We start from the raw sequence: 22678 nt of genomic DNA on the forward strand, positions 1-22678 counted from the left end.
CGATTACCCGGGCCTTTGGTTGTTGTTTGCCGAACCTCTGCGACGGTTACTGCCATTCGGATTGCCAACGTCCAGCAATCGTCTTTCCACCAGCACATTCTCAAGCGCCTGACGTTCGGCCGGCGCCATCTCGTGTTCGCGCTTTTTCAGCTCCAGCAGGATGGGGCTGGACCAGGTGCGATAGGTCTGTTCGATGAGGCGGTTGGATGTCATCAGTCTCTCCTTGATCAAGAGCCCGGTGTCGCTGGCAGTGGCTCAATCCGATGAGGTACTGACTTTAGTCGACAAAATCGCAGGGCGCTAATGCCGCCGGTGGGAGCTGACGAGGCGAATCGTCGCACCGCCGCTCCCATTGGTCATGCATCAATCATCGGCCTTCATCATCGCCTGCACACCCTCCCAGGCCTCGGCCCGCATCCGTTCGATATCCAGCCCCGGAATCACGCCGTTATCGACGACGATTCGCCCACCCACCAGGCTGTATTTCACAGCGATTGGCTCACCCGCGACGACTGGTGCGACGGCGCTGTCGTGGAAACCGTAGAAGCGCGGATGGTCGAGGCTGTAGATCACCAGATCAGCCGCTTGACCAACCTCCAGCGAACCGACCGCGCCGAGGCCGAGCACTTGTGCGCCGCCGGCCGTGCCCCAGTGGATCACGTCTTCGGCGGTGGTGGCCGAGGCGCCTTGCTCGGCGCGGTGGATCAGCCATGCGGTGTTGGCTTCGCCGACCATGCTCCCGGATTCGTTGGAGGCGACGCCGTCGACTCCGAGGGAGATCGGCACGCCGGCCTCGTACATTTGCGGAATCGGCGCAACGCCGCTGCCCAGCCGTGCGTTGCTCACCGGGCAGTGGGAGACACCGGTGCCGGTCTGGGCAAGCATGCGGATTTCCCCCGGTTGCAGGTGTACAGCGTGGGCGAACCAGACGTCCGGGCCGAGCCATTCGTGTTCGGCGACGAATTCCACCGGCAGGCAGTTGTACTTGTCGCGGCAGAAATTCACGTAGTTCTGGGTTTCCGACAGGTGCGTGTGCAGACGCAGTCCCATGCCTCGCGCGGTATGCGCCAGTTCGCGCAGCAGGGTTGGCGGCAGCGAGAAGGTCGGCGTGGTTGGCGCCACGACCACCCGGCGCAGAGCATCCGGGGTGTCCTGGTGGTAGCGTGATTTCAGCCGTTCGATATCACCGACCATTTGCTCCAGGGATTCCGGTTGCAGCGCGGTTTTCGAGAAACCCGGATGCGCGCTCGCGGACTCCAGTGCGCCGCCACGGCAGAGCACGAAACGCAGGCCGAACTCTTCGGCGAGGTCGAACAGCAAGTCGCCGGTCTCGGTGCTGCCGTGGGCGTGGTAGAGGTAGTGGTGATCGGCGCAGGTGGTGACGCCAGACAGCAGCAACTCGACCATCCCCAGCCGTGCGGCGATCCGCGCCAGTTGCGGAGTGAAGCGGTTCAGGCGCGGATAAGGCACGCTCGCCAGCCAGCCTTGCAGGTCCTGATTCAAGCCTTCGGGCACGGCTTTGAGCAGGTTCTGGAACAGGTGATGGTGGGTGTTGATCCAGCCCGGATAGACCAACGAATTACGCGCGTCGATCACTCGTTCACCAGGTTGCGGCTCGAGGTTGGCGGCCATTTCCGCGATCCGGCCATTGACCACGCGGATGTCCAGGGCGCCGGCCCGTGCGCGGGGGCCGCGCAGGCCGCTCATCACCGCGACCGGTTGCTTGATCAGGATGTTTTGAAGTTGAGTCATGGGCAGCTCCAGTCAGAGGATATGCGAGGCGGATTTGCCGGGTGTGGTTTCTGGCACGCTGACGCCGTTGAGCGCCGCGTTGAGCAGCACCGACACCAGGCAGGCGATGACCACGCTGCTGTGCAGGAACGGCTGTGACCACTCGGGCAGTTGTTTGAACAGGGTCGGGGCGAGCACTGGCACCAGAGCGGCGGCGATGGTGAAACCGACGATCAGCACGTTGTAGCGATTGCTCTCGTAGTCGACTTTGGCCAGGGTCTGGATGCCGGCCGCCGCGACCACGCCGAACATGGCGATGCCGGCACCACCCAGCGCAGCGGTCGGCATCGAGGCGATAATCGCCCCGGCTTTCGGCACCAGTGCAATCGAGCACATCAGCAAACCGCTGATCGCCACCACCCAGCGGCTGCGTACACCGGTCAGGATCACCAGCCCGACGTTTTCCATGAAGGCGATGAACGGGAACGCGGCGAACATCCCGGCGATGGTGCTGGCCAGGCCATTGGCGCGCAGGCCGTTGATTACTTGTCTGTCGTCTACCGGTTTGTCGACGATGTCGCCGATGGCTACAAACAGCCCCATGGACTCGACCATCTGCACGATCATCACGACGACCATGGTGGCGATGGGTATCAGGCTGAAGGTCGGCAGGCCGAAATAGAACGGGTAGGGCACGGTCAGCCACGGTGCGTCTTCGACGCTGTGAAAGTTGCCCATCCCCAGACCGTAAGCCAGACCGGCGCCCACCAACATCCCCACCAGCACCGCCATGTTGCGCAGCAACGGGCTGCCATAACGGTTGACCAGCAGGATGGTCAGCAGCACCACCACGGCCACGGCGAGAAACGCCGGCGCGCCGAAATTGCTCGCGTTGCGCCCGCCGCCGACCCATTCATAGGCAATCGGGAACAGTTGCAAGCCGATCACTGTGACGATGCATCCAGTCACCACCGGCGGAAAGAAGCGTCGCAAGCGACCCACGAACGGCGCCATCAGCAGGGTGAAAATCCCCGCACCGATCACCGCCCCGCAGACCCCGGCAAATCCCACTTCCGGGTTGCTGCCGATGGCGATTACCGGGCCGACGCTGCTGAACGCCACGCCTTGCAGGATCGGCAGGCGCACGCCGAACTTCCAGAAACCGACGGTCTGCAACAGCGTGGCGATGCCCGAGCAGAACAGCGTGGTGCTGATCAGTATCACCGTGTCGGCGTGGGACATCTTCAGGGCACTGGCGACAATCAACGGCACGGCGATGGCGCCAATGTACGAGACGGCCATGTGCTGCAGGCCGAGGGTGAGCATCTGTCGCACCGGCAAGACGCGGTCGACAGGGTGGACGGTGGAGGAGGAACTGGCTGACGACATGGGGAATCACCTCTAGCTGTTGTTATTCGGTACAGAGGGGTATTCGTCTGATGCGGCTTGGCTCGAGAACACTGTGGAACCTTGTGGGAGTGAGCTTGCTCGCGAAAGCGGCAGGTCAGTCAACTGAGGGGTTGAGTGTGCCGACCTCTTCGCGAGCAAGCTCGCTCCCACAGGGTTTTGTGTTATTCCCATGGCGTGCATCAGTCATTCGTTCTGTGTGCCCGGAACCGCCATCCACCGGCTCCGATGCCGGGCTTCAGCCGGCCAGGCAGGCGGCAAAGCCCTGGTTCAGCGCCACCCGATCCAGGTCGCGGCCGATGAACACGATCTTGCTTGAGCGCGGCTCGCTGCCCCATGCGGTCGAGGCGCGGAACTCCACCAGGCTGTGCACGCCTTGCAGCACGTAGCGCTGGTCTTCGTTGGCCACCGCCAGCACGCCTTTCATGCGGTACAGGTTGTCGGCCTGAGCGTTGCGCAACTCACTGATCCAGCGGTGGAACGCCATCAGGTTGACGGCGCCATCCACGGCGATGCCCACCGAGGACACGCTCGGATCGTGTTCGTGGTCGGGCTCTTCAGCGGGGTGGTCGTGGTGATCGTGATCGTGCTGATTCGCGCCGATTTCCATCAGCTTCTGCGTGCATTCGAAGGCGCCGATACCGAGGATTTTCGACAGGTCGATCTGCGCGTGGGTCGAGGTCACCAGATCCGCCGTGGCGTTCAAGCCACGGATCTTGCCGCGCAGGGTTTCCACCTCTTGAGGACTGACCAGATCGACCTTGTTGATGACGATACGATCGGCGCAGACGATCTGATCCACCGCCTGATTGTCGACGCCGTCCAGTTGCAGGTCTTCCAGGTGTTGGGCGATGTGCTTGGCATCGACCATGGTCACAATGGCGTCGAGTTCGACTTCCTCGGCAATCGGGTCGTTGATAAAAAAGCTCTGGGCCACCGGGTACGGGTCGGCCAGGCCGCTGGTCTCGATCAGGATATGGTCGAGCCGTACCGGGCGCGCCACCAGTTCGCGGACGATGCGCACCAGGTCTTCGCGGACTTCTGCGGTGCAGCAGACACAGCCGTTGACCATTTCGTAGATCTCTTCGGTCTCGGAGCTGAGCACCAGATCGCCGTCGATGCCGACCTCGCCGAACTCGTTTTCGATCACCGCGATCTTGCGGCCATGGTTCTCCTTGAGGATGTAATTGAGCAGGGTGGTTTTGCCGGCACCGAGGAACCCGGTGAGGATGGTGACCGGGATTTTGGTGTTCGGGGTCGGGGCGTTGAAGGGGGTGTTCATGTGAGGCTCCTTGGTGATTACCGGTGCACGATGAATTGAGTGATGACGCTTTACTGTGGGAGCTAGCTTGCTAGCGATAGCGGTGTGTCATTTAGCGGTGATGGCGACTGATCGACCGCCATCGCGAGCAAGATCGCTCCCACAGGGTTCTGTGGGTTCTCGCCATCGGCGGGCGACGCCGGCATCGAGGCCGAACAGGTCGAGGACGCGGCCGAGGCTGTGATCGACCATTTGCGCAAGGCTGTCGGGGCGGGCGTAGAAGGCCGGCACCGGCGGGGCGATGATGCCGCCCATTTCGGTGACGGCAGTCATGTTGCGCAGGTGCGCGAGGGTCAGCGGTGTTTCGCGGGCCATCAGTACCAGAGTGCGGCGTTCCTTTAGGGTGACGTCGGCGGCGCGGCCGATCAGACCCGATGACGTGCCGGTGGCGATCTCCGCCAGCGTCCTCATCGAACACGGCGCAACCACCATGCCCAGGCAGCGGAACGAACCGCTGGCGATCCCGGCGGCGACGTCATCGGCGCGGTGGTAATGGCTGGCGAGGGCGATGACGTCCGCCAGTTTGTAGTCGGTTTCGTGGGCCATGGTCAGCAGCGCGGCGCGGCTGATGATCAGGTGGCTTTCGATGTTCAGCTCGGCCAGCAGCTCCAGCAGGCGTACGCCATAAATGAAGCCGGACGCGCCGCTGATACCGACCACCATCCGCTGACGGTTCACGATGGCAGACCGTCGAGCAGTTGCCGCGCGCGTTCGAGCACGTCCTGATCGAGCTGCGCCTTGATCCCGTCAAACCCCGAGCCGCGCGTGGCATCCAGGCCCATGCGCGAGGTGGTGCCATTGACCGAGGATGACGGGTCCAGCGGGCTGCCGGGCAAACCGTCAATCGTGAAGATGTCGAGGTGCGGCTGGAAGTGCGTGGCCAGTGCCCACAGCACCTGGCTGTCGTCGGTGAGGTCGATATCGCTGTCCACCGCGATCACGGTTTTCAGATACGGATCCCAGCCGAGCAGGGCCAGCATGATCTGCCGGGCCTCGCCGTCGCGGCTCTGGTCCAGCGCCACGTAGCAATGAAAATGCGTGCCGGAGTTCGGGTAATGCACGGCGGTGACGGCGGGAAAGCGTGCCTTGAGCTTCTCGCTCATTTCCGCTTCACGGGGCAGCCGCGCCAGCGTCAGGTGCTCGGCGTAACGTCCGCCCATCACGTCCACCAGCCACGCGTCCCTGCGCCGCAACAGGGTGTCGACGCGCAGCACGTTGTTGGTCGAGCGATCCGAGGAATAACCGCTGAATTCGCCGAACGGACCTTCTTCGGCATAGGCCGTCGGGTCTATCGCGCCTTCGAGCACGAACTCGGCGTAAGCCGGCACGCCGATGCCGTAGCGCGGGGTCTTGACCAGTTCCAGCGGCGCACCGAAAAGCCCGCCGGCCACCGCGCGTTCATCGCTGCCATAGGGCAGGCGGGCAGCGGCGGCGAGCATGAACAGCGGGTGCGCGCCGACCACCATGGCCACGCGCAATTCTTCGCCACGTTCGCGGGCGGTCTGCAACATCCGCCACAGATGTCCGCGTGAATGCAGGCTGGTGGCCAATGCCTGACGGGCGTGGCGCATCGAGCGGTGATAGCTCATGTTGGCGATGCCGGTGAGCGGGTCCTCGGCGATGATGATGGCGTTGGTGATGTACGGGCCGCGATCACTGTCGAAATGCTTGAGCATCGGCAGCAGTGCGAGGTCCAGCGCTTCACCTTCGAACACCTCGTCGAGTACCGGGCCGGTTTCGACGTAGCGCGGCGCGATCGGCTGGTTGGCGCGGGTCTGGAAGGTTTCGTGTAACTGCGCGGCGCCGACGCCGAACAGTCGGGCGATACGCCGGCGGGAGGCGAACAGATTGGTTGCCACCGGCACACCGAGGTTGCCGACGTTTTCGCAGATCAGCAGTGGATCGCGACCCTGGGCGGCAAGGGCATCGACCAGGGCGGTGACGTCCTGATCGGCGCAAAGAGGGTGGGTGATGGTCAGCACATCGTCCGGGTACTGGCGGCGATAGGCGTCGATGAATACGTGAAAGTCCTGAGAGTCGCCGAGCGTCGAACGGGTCATGGTTTCACCTCGTAAAAAGCAGGCGCGCAGGGGTGAGGCCGGCGTTCGATCGACAAGCCGTTGGCCTGCCGGTCGAGCGAACGCCGGGTCATCTTCGCGCCTGTAAAGTCGCTGTGTACGGGTTTAGAGGTAGGTCGTGGTCAGACGAATGTCCGCCTCGGCCAGGTCTTTGGGCGGCGGGGTCGGTTCGATTCCGCACAACCTTGCGATGTTGTTGCCCAGGTAGTCCTCGAGGTGATCCTCGTCGATCCCCAGGCCTTGCGGCGCCGGCGAGCACAACACTTCCAGCTCGCGCAGCCACATGCCCGGCTCGTTCGGCGGCGAGTCGGTGCCGAACACGATCTTGTTGCGCGGCAGTTCCTTGGCGAACTCGACGATCCGCGACTGGAAGCACCAGCCGGACTCGCAGTACACGTTCGGCGTGTCCATCGCCATCCAGAACGCCTCGAACGAGTAGTTGCCACCGGTCTGGATGCCGAAGTGACCGATGATGAAATTGACCATCGGGAACTCGCGGATGATCGGGTAGAACATCGTTGGAATGGTGTACGGGCCGTCGCCGGTGTGAATCAGCACCACGATGTTGTACTTGGCGCAGACTTTCATCGCCGGACGCAGCCAGTCGAGTGCGCGATCCGGACGATAGCCGTGCATGTTGGCGTGCAGCTTGAGCATCTTGAAGCCGTATTCCTTGATGTGGAATTCCAGCTCTGCCGCACCGTTTTCCGGTCCCCAGCGCGGGTTGAAGTTGAAGTTGCCGATGAAGCGGTCGGGGTACTTCACGCACAGCTCGGCGACGTACGACATGTAGTCACGCACACCCTCGCGGCCACGGCGGTTGCCGTCGCGATAACCGGTGTTGCCCGGTGGCGGCTGGATGAAACCCATGTCGATCCGGCGCGGCTTGCCGTTGATCATGTACGGGCCGTCCATGAGCTTGAGCATGCGCTCGCCGGTGAACGGTTCGCCGGTGTGGCGCCAGGCCTCGTCGACCAGGTTGGTGGGGTGCAGATGGGTGTCGATGATCATCGGTTCAGCTCCTGGCCAGTTGGGTGGTGACGGGGCGCTTGAGTTGCGCCTCTGCTTCGGAAACGGAACGCGGCGGCGGGGACGGCTCGAGGCCGATCATCCGTGCGGTGTTGTTGCCCAGGTAGTCTTCGAGGGTGTCCTCGTCGAGGTTCAGGCCCTGCGGCGGCTCGTGGCAGAGCACTTCGAGCAGGCGCAGCCACATGCCCGGTTCGTTCGGCGGGGTGTCGGTGCCGAACAGGATCTTGTGGGGCGGCAGGACTTTGGCGAACTCGACAATCCGCGATTGCAGGCACCAGCCGGATTCGCAATAGACGTTGGGCAACTCCATCGCCCACTGCATCGGTTCAAACACATAGACGCCGCCGGTCTGCACGCCGAAGTGGGCCATGATGAAATCGACGTTGGGGAATTCCTTGATCATCGGCACCCATTCCGACGGGATGCTGTAAGGCCCGTCGCCGGTGTGCAGCTTGACCGGAATGCCAAGCTCGGCGCATTTCTCGAAGGCCGGGCGCACCCAGTCCAGTGCACGGTCAGGACGGTAGGCGTGCATGTTGGCCTGCATCTGCACCATCTTGAAACCGTGCTCTTTCACGTAGCGCTCGATCGCCTCGACGCCGTTCTCCACGCCGCAGCGCGGGTTGTACACGAAGCAGCCGATGAAACGGTCCGGGTAGGTCTGGACCATTTTCAGGGTGTAGGCCATGTAGGCGTCGATGGATTCGCGGCCCGACAGTTCGCCGTCGGTCCAGGTGTAAATGGTGTTGCCCTGCGGCGGCTGGATGAAGGCTTTGTCGATGCGGCGAGGTTTGCCGTTGACCATGTACGGGCCATCCATCATCTCCAGCAGACGCTCGCCGGTGAACGGGTCACCGTCATGCCTCCAGGCGAGGTCCACGAGATCCGTGGGATAGCAGCTGATATCGATGATCATTGAAGTCGATCTCCTGATAGCGGGGAAGGGAGCCTTGCGGCTCACAGCATCCACGTCCCGGGCAATCGGCCGTTTCTATGCGCGGCAATCGCGCATTCCCTCGCCTGTTCGCATCCGGCCCGGGTGGGTGGTTGCTTGAGGCGAGTATTGGAAGGCGGGGGAGGGTTCGTACAATATTAATTGGGTGGGGTGGTGATACTTGTTCGATATGGTTTTGGTTTTTTGTGGTGATAGTGATGGCCTCATCGCGAGCAAGCTCGCTCCCACAATTTGACCGCATTCACCCCGTTGGAATGCCGCCACCCGTGGGAGCGAGCTTGCTCGCGAAGACGTCAGAATTGTGTATGCAAAGCCAGCTGTTTGATCGCATCAACCACCGGCGCCACCCGCTCGGCCTGCCCATGGGGCCACACCGCATACAGGTTGTAATGCGCCGCAATCTGCGCCTCGTTCAACGCCACCAGCCGTCCGCTGCGCAACGCATCGGCAGCCAATAACCCACGCACCAGCCCGGCACCGACACCGGCCTCCGCAGCCGCAATCAGATTCGCCGCATTATCAAAAATCACCCGCGCCGGCGGTTCGGTCGGCGTCATCCCGGCCGCATCCAGCCACGGAATCCAAGACCGCCGCGTATACCCCAACAACGGCAACTCAAGAATCTGCGCCGGGCTCAGCGGTACCTGTAAACCATGTCGCTCAAGCAACACCGGTGACGCCACCGCCAGCACCCGATCCCCGCAAATCTGCGTCATCTCGCAATCGTCCCAATCGCCATAGCCATAGCGCAGCGACAGGTCCACCCGTTCGAACGTGCTGCGATCACTGCGCGGCATCGACAGGATCGTCACTTCGAAATCCGGCAAACCGTCGAGCAACTGCGGCAGGCGCGGATTGAGCCAGCTCTGCGCCAGTTCGCTGTCGACGTCGAGGGTCAGTCGCTGGGCCACGCTGCGGTTCTTGACCGAAGACAACGCCCGATCAATCTGCGCCAGCCCATCCGACAGCACGCTGGCAAACAGCTGCCCGGCGTCGGTCAGGTTGCTGCCGCCGCCTTCGCGCACGAACAGCGGCTGGCCGATGAACTCTTCCAGGGCGCGGATCTGCTGGCTGATCGCGCTGTGGGTCAGGTCGAGCTTGCGCGCGGCGCTGGAAAAACTGCCGCTGCGCGCCGCGTGAATGAACGCGCTCATGGACTGCACCGACGGGTATCGCTTGTACATGTTGTTAGTCCTGCTTACACCGGTTGGCAGAAATCGTCGCTGGCCGCGCGTTGCCAGGGTTTCCAATAATCGATCACCAGGCCCGCACAAAGACGGGCCGCTCTTCTGGAGCCTGACAATGATTGCATTCACGGTTAACGGCGAACGACGCGAGCTGGATGAAGCGTCCCCCTCCATGCCCTTGTTATGGGTATTGCGTGATCAGTTGAAACTCACCGGCACCAAGTTCGGCTGCGGCATGGGCCTGTGCGGTGCCTGCACCGTGCACCTGAACGGCGTCGCGGTGCGTTCCTGCCAGTTGCCGCTGGCCGCCGTCGCGGGCCACAGCATCACTACCATCGAGGGCCTGTCGCCCAGCGAAAACCATCCGCTGCAACTGGCCTGGGTCGCCGAAGATGTGCCGCAATGCGGCTACTGTCAATCCGGGCAGATCATGTCCGCCGCCGCGTTGCTCAACACTGGGGCAGCGATTAACGACGACTCGATCCGCAACGCCATGTCCGGGAATATCTGCCGCTGCGGCACTTACGGGCGGATCAACAAAGCGATCAAACGTGCGGCGAATGCGCCGAAGGAGGCGTGATGAGCCTCATCCACGGCAACGTTGATGAACCCTCGCGCCGGGTATTTCTCAAGCAGGCGGTCACGGTGGCGTCCGGTATGGCGGTTGCGTTGTATTTGCCTTCCGGTGCGGCGGTGACTGAAGTGAAAACCTCGGCCACCGAATTCGAACCCAACGCCTGGGTGCGGGTGCTGCCCGACGGCACGGTGAAGCTGGTGGTGCACAAGCACGATTCCGGCACCGGGACCCAGACCGCGCTGGCCGCGTGTGTCGCCGAAGAACTGGACGTGAACCCGATGACGGTGCAGGTCATCACCCCGGAAGATCCGTTTTTTGAAACCTACATTCATCCGGTCTGGAAAGTTTTCTCAACCGGTGGCAGCACCAGTGTGTCGCTGGAATACGATCGTCTGCGCATGGCCGGTGCCACGGCGCGGGCGCTGCTGATCAGTGCGGCGGCGCAGCAATGGAAGGTCAGCCCTGACAGCTGCTCCACCGAAGAGGGCCGGGTCGTGCATGCGTCGAGCAAACGCAGCCTCGGCTACGGCGAGCTGGCCGGCGCGGCAGCGCATCTGCCGGCGCCGGCCAACGTCACGCTGAAGGATCCGGCGCAGTTCAAGTACATCGGCAAATTGCGCCACAAACGCGATGCGGCGGCCAAGGTTTGCGGGCGCTTCAGGTACAGCATCGATGTGCAGTTGCCGGGAATGCTGGTGGCGGTAATTCAGCGTGCGCCGGTGGTGGGCGCGAAGGTTGTCGCGGTGGATTCGGCGGCCACGTTGCAAGTGCCGGGCGTGCGCAAGGTGATCGCGATTCCGGGCCGCCCGGACGTGCTCGGCGGCAACCTCGAAGGCGTCGCGGTGCTGGCCGAAACTTTCTGGGCCGCGCAGCAGGGGCGCAAGTTGCTGGAGATCAAATGGAGCGACTCCCCGCTGGCCGGTTTCGACAGCGCCGAGCTGAGCAAAGCACAGATCGCAGCGATCAGCGATCCGGCAACGCAAACCGTCAAAGCCATGGCCCAGGGCGATGTCGCCGGGCAATGGCCGGGCGCGACGAAGCTGCTCGAAGCCGATTACACGATGCCTTACAAGGTGCAAAACCCGCTGGAGCCGATCTGCATCACCGCGCAGGTCAAGGACAAGGCGATCACCTATTGGGGCGGCGTGCAGGTGCCGTCGTCGGCACTGGAAGCGGCGCAGACCGTGTGTGGCATCGGCAAGGACAAGGTCACGATTCATGAACTGGTGTCCGGCGGCAGCTTCGGTGCGCGGGAAGCCAAATACTGGCTGTTCGAAGTCGCGTATCTGGCGCAGCAGACCGGCGTGCCGGTGAAACTGCTCAACAGCCGCGAAGACGAAATGCAAGCGCTGTTCAATCACCCGGCCACGCTTCATCGGGCGAAAGGCGCACTGGATGCCCAAGGCAAACTCGCGGCGCTGCAACTGCATGCGGTGTCGCCAGCCTCGCCGGAACAGTGGGAACCGGGCTATTTCGAGCGCCCGGATCACATGGATTACAGCACCACCGAGGCGATCACCGCGTGGGACTTTGCCTACCGCCCGCCGCACCTGGAACTGAACTGGGTCAAACACGAAAGCAACGTGCCCAGCGGTTGGTATCGCTCGGTGAGCTTCATTCCCAACGTGTTCGCCGTGGAAAGCTTCATGGATGAACTGGCCCATGCGGCCGGCAAAGATCCGCTGGCGTTCCGGCTGGCCAACATGCAGGAGCGGCCACGGCATGTGGCGGTGTTGAAGCAGGCTGCCGAACGCGCCGGTTGGGGCCAGAAACTGCCGCCGGATACGGCGCTGGGGATCGCCACCAATCAGGGCTACACCAGTTTCATCGCCGTGGTGGCGCGGGTCGCGAAGGTGGACGGCAAGGCCCGGGTCGAAAAGCTGACCTGTGTGGTCGATTGCGGTCTGGCGGTGTCGCCCGGCGGGGTCGAGGAGCAGATTTACGGCGGACTGATGTGGGGCCTCGGCCACGCATTGTTCGATCGCCTCGACATCCAACAGGGCCGGGTGGTGCAGAGCAACTTCCATGACTATCGCGTCACACGCATGTCCGACATGCCACCGGTGGACATCCTTGTGCTCGATGGTCAGTCGGATAAACCGGGCGGCGTGGGAGAACTGGGCAGCCCGTCGGTGGTCCCGGCGATTGCCAATGCGCTGTTCAGCCTGACCGGGGTGCGTCAGCGTTCCACGCCACTGAACCTGGGGTAAACCGCCATGGACCTGCGTTTGCTGCGGTACTTCATGGCCCTGGCCGATGAGCTGCACTTCGGCCGCGCCGCCGAACGGCTGCACATCTGCCAGCCGCCGCTGAGCCAGCAGATTCGTTTGCTGGAGGAAGAACTCGGCACGCCGTTGTTCGAGCGCAGCCATCACCGGGTCGAGCTGACGGCGGCGGGGCAGATGCTCAAGGAGCAGGCGCCGCTGGTGTTCGAGCAACTCGAACGGGCGCTGGACCTGACCCGCCAGACCGGGCGCGGGCAACTCGGCGAGCTGGAGATCGGCATGATCAGCTCGGTGATGGTCGGCGTGCTGCCCAAGGCCCTGCACCTGTTTCGCGAGCGCTATCCGCAGGTGACCTGGCGTTTGCATGAGATGACCCCGGCGGCTCAGGTCAAGGCGTTGAAGGAAAAACGCATCGACGCCTGCGTGTTCCGCGTCGGTTATGACGACCCGCAATTACGCAATGAATTGCTGATCCATGAGCCGATCCATGTGGTGATGCCGCAGGATCATCCGCTGGCCCGGCGTGAAGTGCTGGCGCCGGCAGATCTGGCGCAGGAACCGTTCGTTGCGCTGGAACTGAAGCAGTCGCGGTTCGCCAATTTTCTCTATCAGTGCTGCATTCAGGCCGGGTTCACCCCGCAGATCCGCCAGCAGGTGATCGAGGTGCAGACCTTGCTCAGTCTGGTCCGTGCCGGGTTTGGCGTGGCACTGTTGCCAGCCTCCATCGAGCAACTGGCCCCGGCCGGGCTGGTGTTTCGACGCCTCACGCCGGCGCTGCCGCAAGTGCCGTTGTATGCAACGTATCGGGCCGACGATGCCTCGCCGGTGCTCAAGCTGTTTCTCGATACGCTGCGCGAGCTGGTGGATCACAACTCTCGGTAATCAGGGGCAAAATTGCCCGGCACGATCACAACGGCCAGCGGTCGTAATCTTCACATGCGTTCACTTGTGGAGAGCCAATGAGCCGGGACGTCCTGACCACCGAAACCAATCGCCGTCAGTTGCAGCAGATCATTGCCGGTCTGTCCGACGGAGTGATTCTGCTGGAACTCGATCAGACCATTCTCTGGGCCAACGAAGCCGCGCTGGCGATGCATGGCGTCAGTCGCATCGGCGAGTTGGGCAACAATGCCGGGGAATATGCCGAGCGCTTCAACCTGCGTTATCGCAACAACCACACGCTGACACCGGAGCAGTACCCGATCAGCCGAGTGGCCGCCGGCGAAACCTTCAGCGACGTGCTGGTCGAAGTCACCCCGAACAGTGACGAGGAACGCACTTGGGTGCACAGCGTGCGCAGCATGGTGCTGACCGATCGAGACGGCGACATCGAGTCGCTGGTGCTGATCATGAGCGACGTCACCGACTGGGCCAACGCCGAACAGCGCTTCGAAAAAACCTTCAATGCCAACCCGGCGCCCGCGGTGATCTGCCGTCTCAGTGACCTGCGTTACATCAAGGTCAATCCGGGCTTCCTGGAGATGACCGGTTACACCCGCGATCAGGTGATCGGCGCTTCCACTTATGAGCTGGACATTCTCGAACAGGCCGAGCGCAAGGATCTGGCGATCCAGCGACTGCGTGATGTCGCGACCATTCCGCAGATGCAGGCTGAGTTGCGTCTGCCGGATGGCGGCAGCAAGCAGGTGATCGTCGCCGGCCAGCCGCTGGTGCTCAACGACGAAGACTGCATGCTGTTTTCGTTCGTCGACATGGAGCTGCGGCACAAGGCCGAGGTCGCCCTGCGTCAGAGTGAGGAACGGTTCGCCAAGGCCTTTCGCCTGACCCCGGTGCCGATTTTGATTTGCAGCGCCGACGAACAGCGGTTGATCGATGTCAATCAAGCCTTCCTCGATACCCTGGCTTACGACAGCGACGAAGTGCTGGGCAACACCATCGCGCAACTGAACTTCATCGATGAACCGGCGGAGCGCTCGCGCTTGCTGGCGGCGCTGGAGAAGACCGGCCGGGTTGATCGCGTCGACATGCGGATCCGCAGGAAAGACGCCGAGTTGCTGGAGTGCGCAGTGTCCGCTGACACCGTCAACATTCAGGACACGGTGTGCTATCTGCTGGTGCTGATGGACATTACCGAGCGCAAGCGTACCGAGCTTGAACTGGTGGCGGCGATTGAAGAGGTGATGAAGGATGCGTCGTGGTTCAGCCGTACGCTGATCGAAAAACTGGCCAATGTGAAGAAGGTCAATTCGCCGCAACTTCCAAGTGTGTCGTTTACCGACCTGACGGCTCGCGAGCGAGACGTGCTGGGGCTGATCTGTGAAGGGCTGGCGGACAAGGAGATTGCGGCCCGGTTGAAGCTGGCGCCGAACACCGTGCGCAATCATGTGGCGACGGTGTATTCCAAACTCGACGTGCACAGTCGCAGTGAGGCGATTGTCTGGGCTCGCGAGCGCGGACTGTTCTCGGGCGGCGGCAAGGGGCAACGATAAGGTGCAAATGCACTAGTCAATGAGGTGCAAATTAGGGTGTCTGGTGAGGCGGGCTGTTCTTAGTCTGGCGACATGCGATGCGTTTTCGTGATCGTGTCCCTTTCGTCGTAACTCAAGGATCAGCCCCATGAATGTATTGCTTGTCATTGAACCGGGCGTAGCGCGCCGTCTTCCGGAGCACGCGCGGTGATGTATCTGGCACAGTTGCGGGCTCAGCTTGAGCGCAGTTTTTCGCCGTTGGCCTGCGAGTGCGTGGTGGATGGGGATCATTCACTGACGGTGAAGCTGTATCACCGGGTTTCCGGGGAGGTTGATCTGGTCATCAGCGGATTGAGCCTAGATGCCTTGCGCACGCCGGAAGCGGTGGAGGCCTTGATTGATGAATTGCGGTATGAACTTGAGAGTAATTCCTTGCGCTCTCCGGGGTGAGCGTGGCGGCCTCCGGGCCGACCAGGTTCATGGTTTTTTGGGTGAATATCCGTTAATGCCGGCCCAGCCAACAGGAACCAAAAGGTCTGTGCCCTGACGTTCGGCACCTCGCTTTGGCTCTGCGTCCCAATCTGACGGTCACCTGTGGGTACCGGTTTGTCAGCGGGGGCGGCCGATCGGTCGACTCATTGAATTGATAGCTACTCATCCCGAAAATCGACAGTAAATATCACCTGTTATCCCCATTTCACTGGCACTCACCCCCCACTGGTCTATAAGGAATGAGTGGTTCGGTTTCCATAACCGGGTATTTGCACGCTCGGCGACGGGAGTTTGTCTTCCATTCATCGCGGGTCATCCTATGAAAAGTCCTGGGAAACGCGTGTGTTTTTCGCTGTTGTCGGCTTTCGGTCTGGTGCTGCTGAGCGGCTGCGCCAGTCCTCCACCCCCTCCGCCGGCAGCGCCGCCTCCACCACCGGAGCGCACTTGTCAGGTCATGGAAAATACCGAGGTCGCCGGTGATGCGTATGCCGACGGGCAAGTGACCCGACACATCACCAAGACCCGTTGCGTCACTCAATAGCCCTGGCGCCATCGAAGGCGCGGGTCGAGCGGATTGTGCTGGTGGCCGATCTGGTCGGCACCGCCGTGTTTGCCGTTGAAGGCGCCATTGCGGCGATGCACGCTCGACTCGATCTGCTCGGGGTGATGGTGATTGCGTTCATCGTTGCACTGGGCGGCGGGGTGACCCGTGACCTGCTGATCGGCGCTACGCCGCCCAAGGCTGTGGCTGACTGGCGTTATCCCGCGCTGGCGTTTGCCATGGGCGGGGTGGCGTTTGTTTTTCATGAGCGGGTGCTGGGCTGGTCCGGTTCGACCTTGATCGTGCTGGATGCGGCGGGGTTGGCGCTGTTTGCAGTGGCCGGGGCACAGAAGGCGTTGAATTTCGGGATTTCGCCGTTTGTGGCCATGTTGATGGGCACGATTACTGGTGTCGGTGGCGGGGTGCTGCGTGACATCGTGCTGGCGCGGGTGCCGCTGGTGTTGCAGGCGGATTTGTATGCCAGTTCGGCGTTTGTCGGTGCGGCGGTGTTGATCGTCGGGCGCAGGCTGGGCGTTTCGCCTGTGGCGGCCGCATTGCTGGCAGGCGCGGCGTGTTTGTTGCTGCGGTTGTTGTCGGTGCATTTCGGCTGGCAGTTGCCGATGGTTCTGGAAGCATGAAAAAGGCAGCCCTTGGGCTGCCTTTTCGTTTGCGTCAGCGGCGGATCAGGACAGGAAACCACCGTCCACATTCAGCGACACGCCGGTGGTGTAGCTCGACGCATCGCTCGCCAGGTAAAGCACGGCGCCGGCCATTTCGCTTGGGTCGGCTACGCGCTTGAGCGGGATCTGCGTCAGCGCTTGCTTCAGGATCGCGTCGTTCTTCACCAGGGCCGAAGCGAATTTGGTGTCGGTCAGGCCCGGCAGCAGGGCGTTGCAGCGGATGCCGAATTGCGCGCATTCCTTGGCGAAGACTTTGGTCATGTTGATCACCGCGGCCTTGGTCACCGAGTAGATGCCCTGGAAGATCCCCGGCGAAATGCCGTTGATCGAGGCCACGTTGATGATGCTGCCGCCGCCGTTTTCGCGCATCAGCTTGCCGGCTTCCACCGACATGAAGAAGTAGCCACGGATGTTCACGTCGACGGTTTTCTGGAAGGCGCCGAGGTCGGTGTCCAGCACGTTGCAGAATTGCGGGTTGGTCGCGGCGTTGTTGACCAGGATGTCCAGACGGCCGAACTGTTCCTTGATCCCGGCGAAGACCTGGCTGATCTGTTCCATTTCGCCGATATGGCAGGCGACCGCTGTGGCTTTGCCGCCAGCGGCGATGATGGCGTCGGCCACGTGTTGGCAGCCTTCGAGTTTACGGCTCGAAACGATGACGTGGGCGCCTTGCTGGGCCAGCAGTTTGGCGATGGCTTCACCGATGCCGCGGCTGGCGCCGGAGACGAAAGCGATTTTGCCGTCGAGGTCGAACAACTGAGTCTTGGACATGGGATTCCCTTGTAGTAAGCCTTGTTATAACGCCGTCATCAGAGGCTGGATTTGGCAATGACCTGCAGGCTCATCTGCTCCAGCAGTTTGTTCATGTGAATGAACTGCGCGAAGCGTTTGTCCTGGGTCTGGCCATGGAAGAAGCGGTAGTAGATCTGCTGCACGATGCCGGCCAGGCGGAACAGGCCGTAGGTGTAGTAGAAGTCGAAATTGTCGATCTGGATGCCCGAGCGTTCGGCGTAGTAGTCGACGAATTCGCGGCGGGTGAGCATGCCCGGTGCGTGGCTTGGCTGGCGGCGCATCAGTTGCACCGGCGCCGGGTCGTCGGCCTGGATCCAGTAGGCGAGGGTGTTGCCCAGGTCCATCAACGGATCGCCGAGGGTGGTCAGCTCCCAGTCCAGCACGCCGATGATCTGCATCGGGTTGGTCGGGTCGAGGATGACGTTGTCGAAGCGGTAGTCGTTGTGCACGATGCTGGAGGTCGGGTGGTCGGCCGGCATCTTGTCGTTGAGCCAGGCTTTGACCTGTTCCCAGTGCGGTGCGTCCGGGGTCAGGGCTTTTTCGTAGCGCTCGCTCCAGCCCTTGATCTGGCGGGCGACATAGCCTTCAGGCTTACCGAGGTCGCCGAGGCCGCAGGCGTTGTAATCGACCCGGTGCAGCTCGACGAAACGGTCGATGAAGCTCTTGCACAGGGCTTCGGTTTTGGCTGAGTCCAGGCCCAGTTCCGGCGGCAGGTCGGAGCGCAGGATGATCCCCTTGACCCGTTCCATCACGTAGAACTCGGCGCCGATCACCGAATCGTCGGTGCAGTGCACGTAGGCTTTCGGGCAATACGGGAAGCCGTCGCGCAACTGGTTGAGAATGCGGAATTCGCGGCCCATGTCGTGGGCGGACTTGGCCTTGTGGCCGAACGGTGGACGGCGCAGGACGAACTCCTGGTCCGGGTATTCCAGCAGGTAGGTCAGGTTCGACGCGCCGCCGGGAAACTGGCTGATCCGGGGCGTGCCGGTCAGGCCCGGAATGTGCGCCTTGAGGTACGGATCGATCAGGCTGGCATCGAGTTCTTCGCCAGAGCGGATACGGGTGGACTGGTCAGTAAGCGCCATGCTTATCCCTTCTGCTTATTTTGGAGGCCAGACATCATTGGCTAATCTAATGGCGCGCTCGGGTCGTCACAAGCGCGGCTCGGTCTTATAGGTTAGCGTGTTGGACGGTAATCAACTTTGGGAATGGACGTGGCGTGCCGCAGCCCGACGCCCGCACGTCCGGGATGATTTCGGCAGACGCCGAATCCCGGCGTCTGTGGACTCTGCCCGGCGTGCTTTAGTGCACGCGCTGGTTGCTCAGCTTCGGCGGCAACTGGAGCGGTGTCAGCACCGGTTGGCCGGAGAAGAACGCCACCAGGTTCTTGCCCACCAGCTCAACGGTGCCCTGGGTGGCTTCCGGTGACAGCCCGGCGACGTGCGGGGTCAGAAGTACATTGCTCAGGCTCTTCAGCGCATCGGGCACTTGCGGCTCGTGATCGAACACATCCAGCGCTGCGCCGGCGATTCGACGCTGTTCCAGCGCGCTGATCAGGTCGGCGGTGGCGATCACGCTGGCGCGGGCAATGTTGACGATAAAGCCGTTGGGCCCCAAGGCATCGAGCACCGGACGGGTTACCAGATGCTGGCTGCCGATGCCGCCGGGCGTGGCGACCACCAGAAAGTCCGAGGCCCGGGCCAGTTCGGTCGGGGTCGAGCAGAACGCGTAAGGCACGTCGCTGCGCACCTGACGGTTGTGGTAGCTGATCTCCATGTCAAAGCCCAGACCGGCGCGCTTGGCAATCGCCATCCCCACTGCGCCCAGGCCGAGAATTCCCAGGCGCTTGCCGGCCAGCGACGGGCGCATGATTTTCGGCCACTCGCCCCGACGTACTGCCGCATCGCAGCGCGGAATGTCCCGCACCAGCGCCAACAGCATGGCCATGGCGTGGTCGGCCACCGATGACGCGTTGACACCGGCGCCGTTGGTCACGGTCAGCCCACGGTCACTGGCGGCTTGCAGATCGACCTGCTCGTAACCGGCGCCGATCACGCAGATGATTTTCAGCGCGGGCAATGCGGCGATTTCTTCCGCGTACAAACCCAGCGGGCCACGGGTCAGCACCGCGTCGATCCGTGCCCCGTGAGTGGCGATGGCTTGCGCGCGTTCGGCAGGAGTCGGCGCGAGAATCAGGTGAAATCCCTGACGTTCGAGAATCGGCAAATAGTCATTGATGGTTTCAACCAGTACCAGAACGGTGGCGGGCATTGCTCGGCTCCTGTGATCGTCGGTCTTCGGGCGCAAAAGTCGATTCAGAGTGCTGATTCCAGAGCGGTTTGGCAACGGCTGGCGCGGCCCCGCATCAGGCAGTGTAGGAGCTGATACAGGGATCGCGCGGGTGCTTCGTCAGGTGATGTCGGCGCTGGTGGTCACAGGATCAGGTCACGTACTGGGCGATGCCGTTGCCGAACGACCAGTTCTCTTTTTTCACTTCCACCAGGTTGATGAACACGTCCTCCTGACGCACGGCCAGTTGCTGATTCAGATTGCGCGCGATGGTCTGGAACAACCGTTGTTTCATCTCCACGGTGCGGCCTTCGCTGATGGTCAACTGGATGAACACGATGCCGTCGCTGCGCTGGATCCCCAGGTATTGCGTGTCATAGACGAAATGCTGGTCGTCGTGCTCGGCCAGCACCTGGAAATTGTCGTGTTCCGGCACATTGATCTCGCTGCGCAGGGCGGCGTAGATCACTTCGCCAATGCGTTTGGCGAACGTCGGATCCGGGTTTTTCTTGATGTCGACGCGAACGAGGGGCATGGGAAGGCTCCACAGGCGAGGGGACTGGACGGGGATGTCAGTCGATTCGCCATTGGGTATAGCCGAAAAATGCCAGTCGGTGAGGTTGTTTAAAAACGTTAGGAAATGGACGCGCCGTCCTGCGGGATTTACGGATGTTGCCTACGGTGTCCGGCGGAATCGTCCGCTATACAGTGGGATTGGAAACGCGAAAACATACAGGGGCAACGCGGGATGCTCTCAGGATGGAGCGGCAGCCTGTGCGGGAATTGCCATCAGCCAAGGAAGGCCAATGCTTCAGAACGATCGTGAAAGTCTGGAGCTCGACAGGCTAATGAATGAATCACGCAAGCTGAGGGCTGAAAGGCAAAAGCATTTGGCGGAGGTAAAGAAACTCAACAGGGAGACTAATCTGTACCCGCTCGCGGTATTGGGAGCGGTGGTAACCGCAATCACCGCAGTAGCAGGTGTCTATTTCAAGTTTTGAGCATGTGTGCGTCACACAGTCAGCCCCATGACCCCAAAAAGGACATCTACATGAGCACGTTCGACCGTAAAGCGATAATGGAAGAAGCAGATCGAGAGCACGAGGAGTGGGTCGAGAAAATGCGAATCCAGGATAAAAACGATATGTACCCAGTCTGGGGCATGCTGGGTTTCGGCATTTTTTGCATGTCCCTCGGCTTCATGTTGGGCCGATCGATTTGATCGGGTTTTGCCCTGTCACATCCGGCACCGAAACATGCCATAAAACGACATTTAGCGTATCCGTTGCCGACAGGGTTTTTCCCAAAAGCGACAATTCTTCGATCTGCTCCGCACAACCATTCCTCAGCTAAGTCTTTGCTTCTGCTCATTTATCGCGGAGAATCGCGCCCCTGTTTCGGCCGGGGCATGTCTGTCGGTTTTTTCCGACGCGTCCTGGCCGAGTGGCAAGTGACCGGAATGCGGAGATCCGACCGGATGAATGATCAGGCCAATAGCGTCGAACAACGCTTTGAAGCGGCAGCACCAGCTGAACTGTCGAGCTGGAATCGCCATGACACTACCTGGATGTTGGGACTGTTTGGGACGGCCATCGGCGCCGGTACCCTGTTTTTGCCGATCAACGCAGGTCTGGGTGGTTTCTGGCCGCTGGTGATCCTCGCGCTGCTGGCCTTCCCGATGACGTTCTACGCACACCGCGGTCTGACCCGCTTCGTGCTTTCCGGTCGCGAAGGAGCCGACATCACGGACGTGGTGGAACAGCATTTCGGCATCAAGGCCGGTGCACTGATCACTCTGCTGTACTTCTTCGCGATCTTCCCGATCCTGCTGATCTACAGCGTCGGCCTGACCAACACGGTCGCCAGTTTCCTTGAACACCAATTGCACATCACGCCGCCACCACGCGCGGTGTTGTCGTTCGTGCTGATCCTCGGCCTGCTGGCCGTGGTGCGCTGCGGCGAGCAAGTGATCGTCAAGGCCATGAGCCTGATGGTGTATCCGTTCATCGTCGCGCTGCTGTTCCTGGCGGTGTACCTGATTCCGCACTGGAACGGCGGCATCCTGACCACCGCCTCGCAAGTGCCGGCACCGTCGGCGCTGCTGCACACGCTGTGGCTGGCGATTCCGGTGATGGTGTTCTCGTTCAACCACTCGCCGATCATCTCGGCGTTTGCGGTGGATCAGAAGCGTCGTTACGGTGTTCACGCCGACGAGCGCAGCTCGCAGATCCTGTCTCGCGCCCACCTGTTGATGGTGCTGATGGTGCTGTTCTTCGTGTTCAGCTGCGTACTGACCCTGTCGCCGGAACAACTGGCGCAAGCCAAGGCGCAGAACCTGTCGATCCTGTCTTACCTGGCCAACCACTTCAGCAACCCGACCATCGCGTTCGCCGCGCCGCTGATTGCGTTCGTGGCGATCTCCAAGTCGTTCCTCGGCCACTACATCGGAGCCAGCGAAGGCCTGAAGGGCTTGATCGTCAAAAGCGGCAAGCGTCCAGGTGCCAAGGCTCTGGATCGCATCGTGGCGGCGTTCATGCTGGTGGTGTGCTGGATCGTGGCGACCCTGAATCCGAGCATCCTCGGCATGATTGAAACCATCGGTGGCCCGGTCATCGCGGCGATCCTGTTCCTGATGCCGATGTACGCGATCCGCAAAGTGCCGGCGATGGCCCGTTATCGTGGGCAGATGTCGAACGTGTTTGTCACCGCAGTGGGTCTGGTGGCGATTTCGGCGTTGATCTATTCGCTGACTGCTTGAGGTTCAGCAGCAAGGTCGCATTTGACCTTGTGAAACACAAAGGCCGATCTGCATCGCAGGTCGGCCTTTTTTGTGCCTGTATGGTTTGTAATTGATCGTTCCCATGTCGAGGCGTCGAACCGTCTGCGTGGGAATGCCTCTTGTGACACTCTGCGTCACGGTTCAGGACGCAGAGCGTCCTTGGCTG

Annotated in this window: 22 protein-coding genes; 9 read left to right on the top strand and 13 right to left on the bottom strand. The window is 61.8% G+C overall.

The features are described from left to right. Window positions 1-3 precede the first annotated feature (3 nt). The 9 genes from CAF79_RS13460 to CAF79_RS13505 form a co-directional block, all read right to left on the bottom strand. Window positions 4-213, bottom strand: a complete 210-nt coding sequence (locus tag CAF79_RS13460; protein ID WP_085698163.1) for a hypothetical protein — start codon at window positions 211-213, stop codon at window positions 4-6. A 150-nt stretch (window positions 214-363) separates the two neighbouring features. Then, window positions 364-1752 (bottom strand): amidohydrolase family protein, encoded by a 1389-nt coding sequence (locus CAF79_RS13465; RefSeq protein WP_085698164.1) that lies wholly within the window; start codon window positions 1750-1752, stop codon window positions 364-366. Window positions 1753-1764: 12 nt separating this feature from the next. Beyond that, window positions 1765-3120, bottom strand: coding sequence for a nucleobase:cation symporter-2 family protein (locus tag CAF79_RS13470; protein ID WP_085698165.1), 1356 nt, complete (start codon window positions 3118-3120; stop codon window positions 1765-1767). Window positions 3121-3376: 256 nt separating this feature from the next. Beyond that, the gene (locus tag CAF79_RS13480; RefSeq protein ID WP_085698167.1) at window positions 3377-4420 is read right to left on the bottom strand and encodes a GTP-binding protein; all 1044 of its coding nucleotides are present in this window, start codon (window positions 4418-4420) and stop codon (window positions 3377-3379) included. Window positions 4421-4507: 87 nt separating this feature from the next. Further along, the gene (locus CAF79_RS13485) at window positions 4508-5122 is read right to left on the bottom strand and encodes a UbiX family flavin prenyltransferase (protein ID WP_170929734.1); all 615 of its coding nucleotides are present in this window, start codon (window positions 5120-5122) and stop codon (window positions 4508-4510) included. A gap of 11 nt (window positions 5123-5133) precedes the next feature. Then, on the bottom strand, window positions 5134-6519 hold the full coding sequence (locus CAF79_RS13490; protein WP_085698169.1) for a UbiD family decarboxylase: 1386 nt from the start codon (window positions 6517-6519) through the stop codon (window positions 5134-5136). 123 nt (window positions 6520-6642) lie between these two features. Continuing rightward, the gene (locus CAF79_RS13495) at window positions 6643-7548 is read right to left on the bottom strand and encodes an amidohydrolase family protein (RefSeq protein ID WP_007952854.1); all 906 of its coding nucleotides are present in this window, start codon (window positions 7546-7548) and stop codon (window positions 6643-6645) included. A gap of 4 nt (window positions 7549-7552) precedes the next feature. Beyond that, the gene (locus CAF79_RS13500) at window positions 7553-8482 is read right to left on the bottom strand and encodes an amidohydrolase family protein (protein ID WP_085698170.1); all 930 of its coding nucleotides are present in this window, start codon (window positions 8480-8482) and stop codon (window positions 7553-7555) included. Between the two features lie 332 nt (window positions 8483-8814). Continuing rightward, window positions 8815-9705, bottom strand: a complete 891-nt coding sequence (locus CAF79_RS13505; RefSeq protein WP_085698171.1) for a LysR substrate-binding domain-containing protein — start codon at window positions 9703-9705, stop codon at window positions 8815-8817. 118 nt (window positions 9706-9823) lie between these two features. Between CAF79_RS13505 and CAF79_RS13510 the strand changes: the two genes are divergently transcribed. The 6 genes from CAF79_RS13510 (at window position 9824) to CAF79_RS13535 (ending at window position 16610) form a co-directional block, all read left to right on the top strand. Continuing rightward, the gene (locus CAF79_RS13510) at window positions 9824-10288 is read left to right on the top strand and encodes a (2Fe-2S)-binding protein (RefSeq protein WP_085698172.1); all 465 of its coding nucleotides are present in this window, start codon (window positions 9824-9826) and stop codon (window positions 10286-10288) included. Further along, the gene (locus CAF79_RS13515; RefSeq protein ID WP_085698173.1) at window positions 10288-12495 is read left to right on the top strand and encodes a molybdopterin cofactor-binding domain-containing protein; all 2208 of its coding nucleotides are present in this window, start codon (window positions 10288-10290) and stop codon (window positions 12493-12495) included. The genes CAF79_RS13510 and CAF79_RS13515 overlap by 1 nt, the downstream gene beginning before the upstream one ends. A gap of 6 nt (window positions 12496-12501) precedes the next feature. Next, entirely contained in the window at window positions 12502-13392 is an 891-nt protein-coding gene (locus tag CAF79_RS13520; RefSeq protein WP_085698174.1) for a LysR family transcriptional regulator, read from the top strand. Window positions 13393-13469: 77 nt separating this feature from the next. Next, on the top strand, window positions 13470-14960 hold the full coding sequence (locus CAF79_RS13525) for a helix-turn-helix transcriptional regulator (RefSeq protein WP_085698175.1): 1491 nt from the start codon (window positions 13470-13472) through the stop codon (window positions 14958-14960). A gap of 186 nt (window positions 14961-15146) precedes the next feature. Further along, the gene (locus CAF79_RS13530; protein WP_085698176.1) at window positions 15147-15389 is read left to right on the top strand and encodes a DUF1652 domain-containing protein; all 243 of its coding nucleotides are present in this window, start codon (window positions 15147-15149) and stop codon (window positions 15387-15389) included. A gap of 567 nt (window positions 15390-15956) precedes the next feature. Then, complete coding sequence (locus CAF79_RS13535) at window positions 15957-16610, top strand: trimeric intracellular cation channel family protein (protein WP_256579268.1); 654 nt, start codon at window positions 15957-15959, stop codon at window positions 16608-16610. Between the two features lie 45 nt (window positions 16611-16655). Here the strand turns inward: CAF79_RS13535 and CAF79_RS13540 are convergent, their stop codons facing one another. The 4 genes from CAF79_RS13540 to CAF79_RS13555 all read right to left on the bottom strand — a co-directional run bounded on the left by CAF79_RS13540 (window position 16656) and on the right by CAF79_RS13555 (window position 20268). Next, window positions 16656-17423, bottom strand: a complete 768-nt coding sequence (locus CAF79_RS13540; RefSeq protein ID WP_085687598.1) for an SDR family oxidoreductase — start codon at window positions 17421-17423, stop codon at window positions 16656-16658. Window positions 17424-17461: 38 nt separating this feature from the next. Beyond that, window positions 17462-18529, bottom strand: coding sequence for a phosphotransferase family protein (locus CAF79_RS13545; protein WP_085698178.1), 1068 nt, complete (start codon window positions 18527-18529; stop codon window positions 17462-17464). 217 nt (window positions 18530-18746) lie between these two features. Continuing rightward, window positions 18747-19715: a 2-hydroxyacid dehydrogenase gene (locus tag CAF79_RS13550; RefSeq protein ID WP_085698179.1), complete on the bottom strand. Its 969-nt coding sequence runs from the start codon at window positions 19713-19715 to the stop codon at window positions 18747-18749. A gap of 169 nt (window positions 19716-19884) precedes the next feature. Further along, window positions 19885-20268, bottom strand: coding sequence for a tautomerase family protein (locus CAF79_RS13555; protein ID WP_085698180.1), 384 nt, complete (start codon window positions 20266-20268; stop codon window positions 19885-19887). Between the two features lie 271 nt (window positions 20269-20539). Here CAF79_RS13555 and CAF79_RS13560 point away from each other — a divergent pair, with 271 nt between their 5' ends. From CAF79_RS13560 to CAF79_RS13565, 3 genes are all read left to right on the top strand, one after another. Further along, window positions 20540-20734 (top strand): hypothetical protein, encoded by a 195-nt coding sequence (locus CAF79_RS13560; RefSeq protein ID WP_085698181.1) that lies wholly within the window; start codon window positions 20540-20542, stop codon window positions 20732-20734. Between the two features lie 50 nt (window positions 20735-20784). After that, window positions 20785-20955, top strand: a complete 171-nt coding sequence (locus CAF79_RS29145) for a hypothetical protein (protein WP_170929732.1) — start codon at window positions 20785-20787, stop codon at window positions 20953-20955. Between the two features lie 255 nt (window positions 20956-21210). After that, window positions 21211-22491, top strand: coding sequence for an HAAAP family serine/threonine permease (locus CAF79_RS13565; protein ID WP_085698182.1), 1281 nt, complete (start codon window positions 21211-21213; stop codon window positions 22489-22491). Window positions 22492-22678 lie beyond the last annotated feature (187 nt).

The sequence above is a fragment of the Pseudomonas sp. B26(2017) genome (assembly GCF_002113045.1).
Taxonomy (GTDB): Bacteria; Pseudomonadota; Gammaproteobacteria; order Pseudomonadales; family Pseudomonadaceae; genus Aquipseudomonas.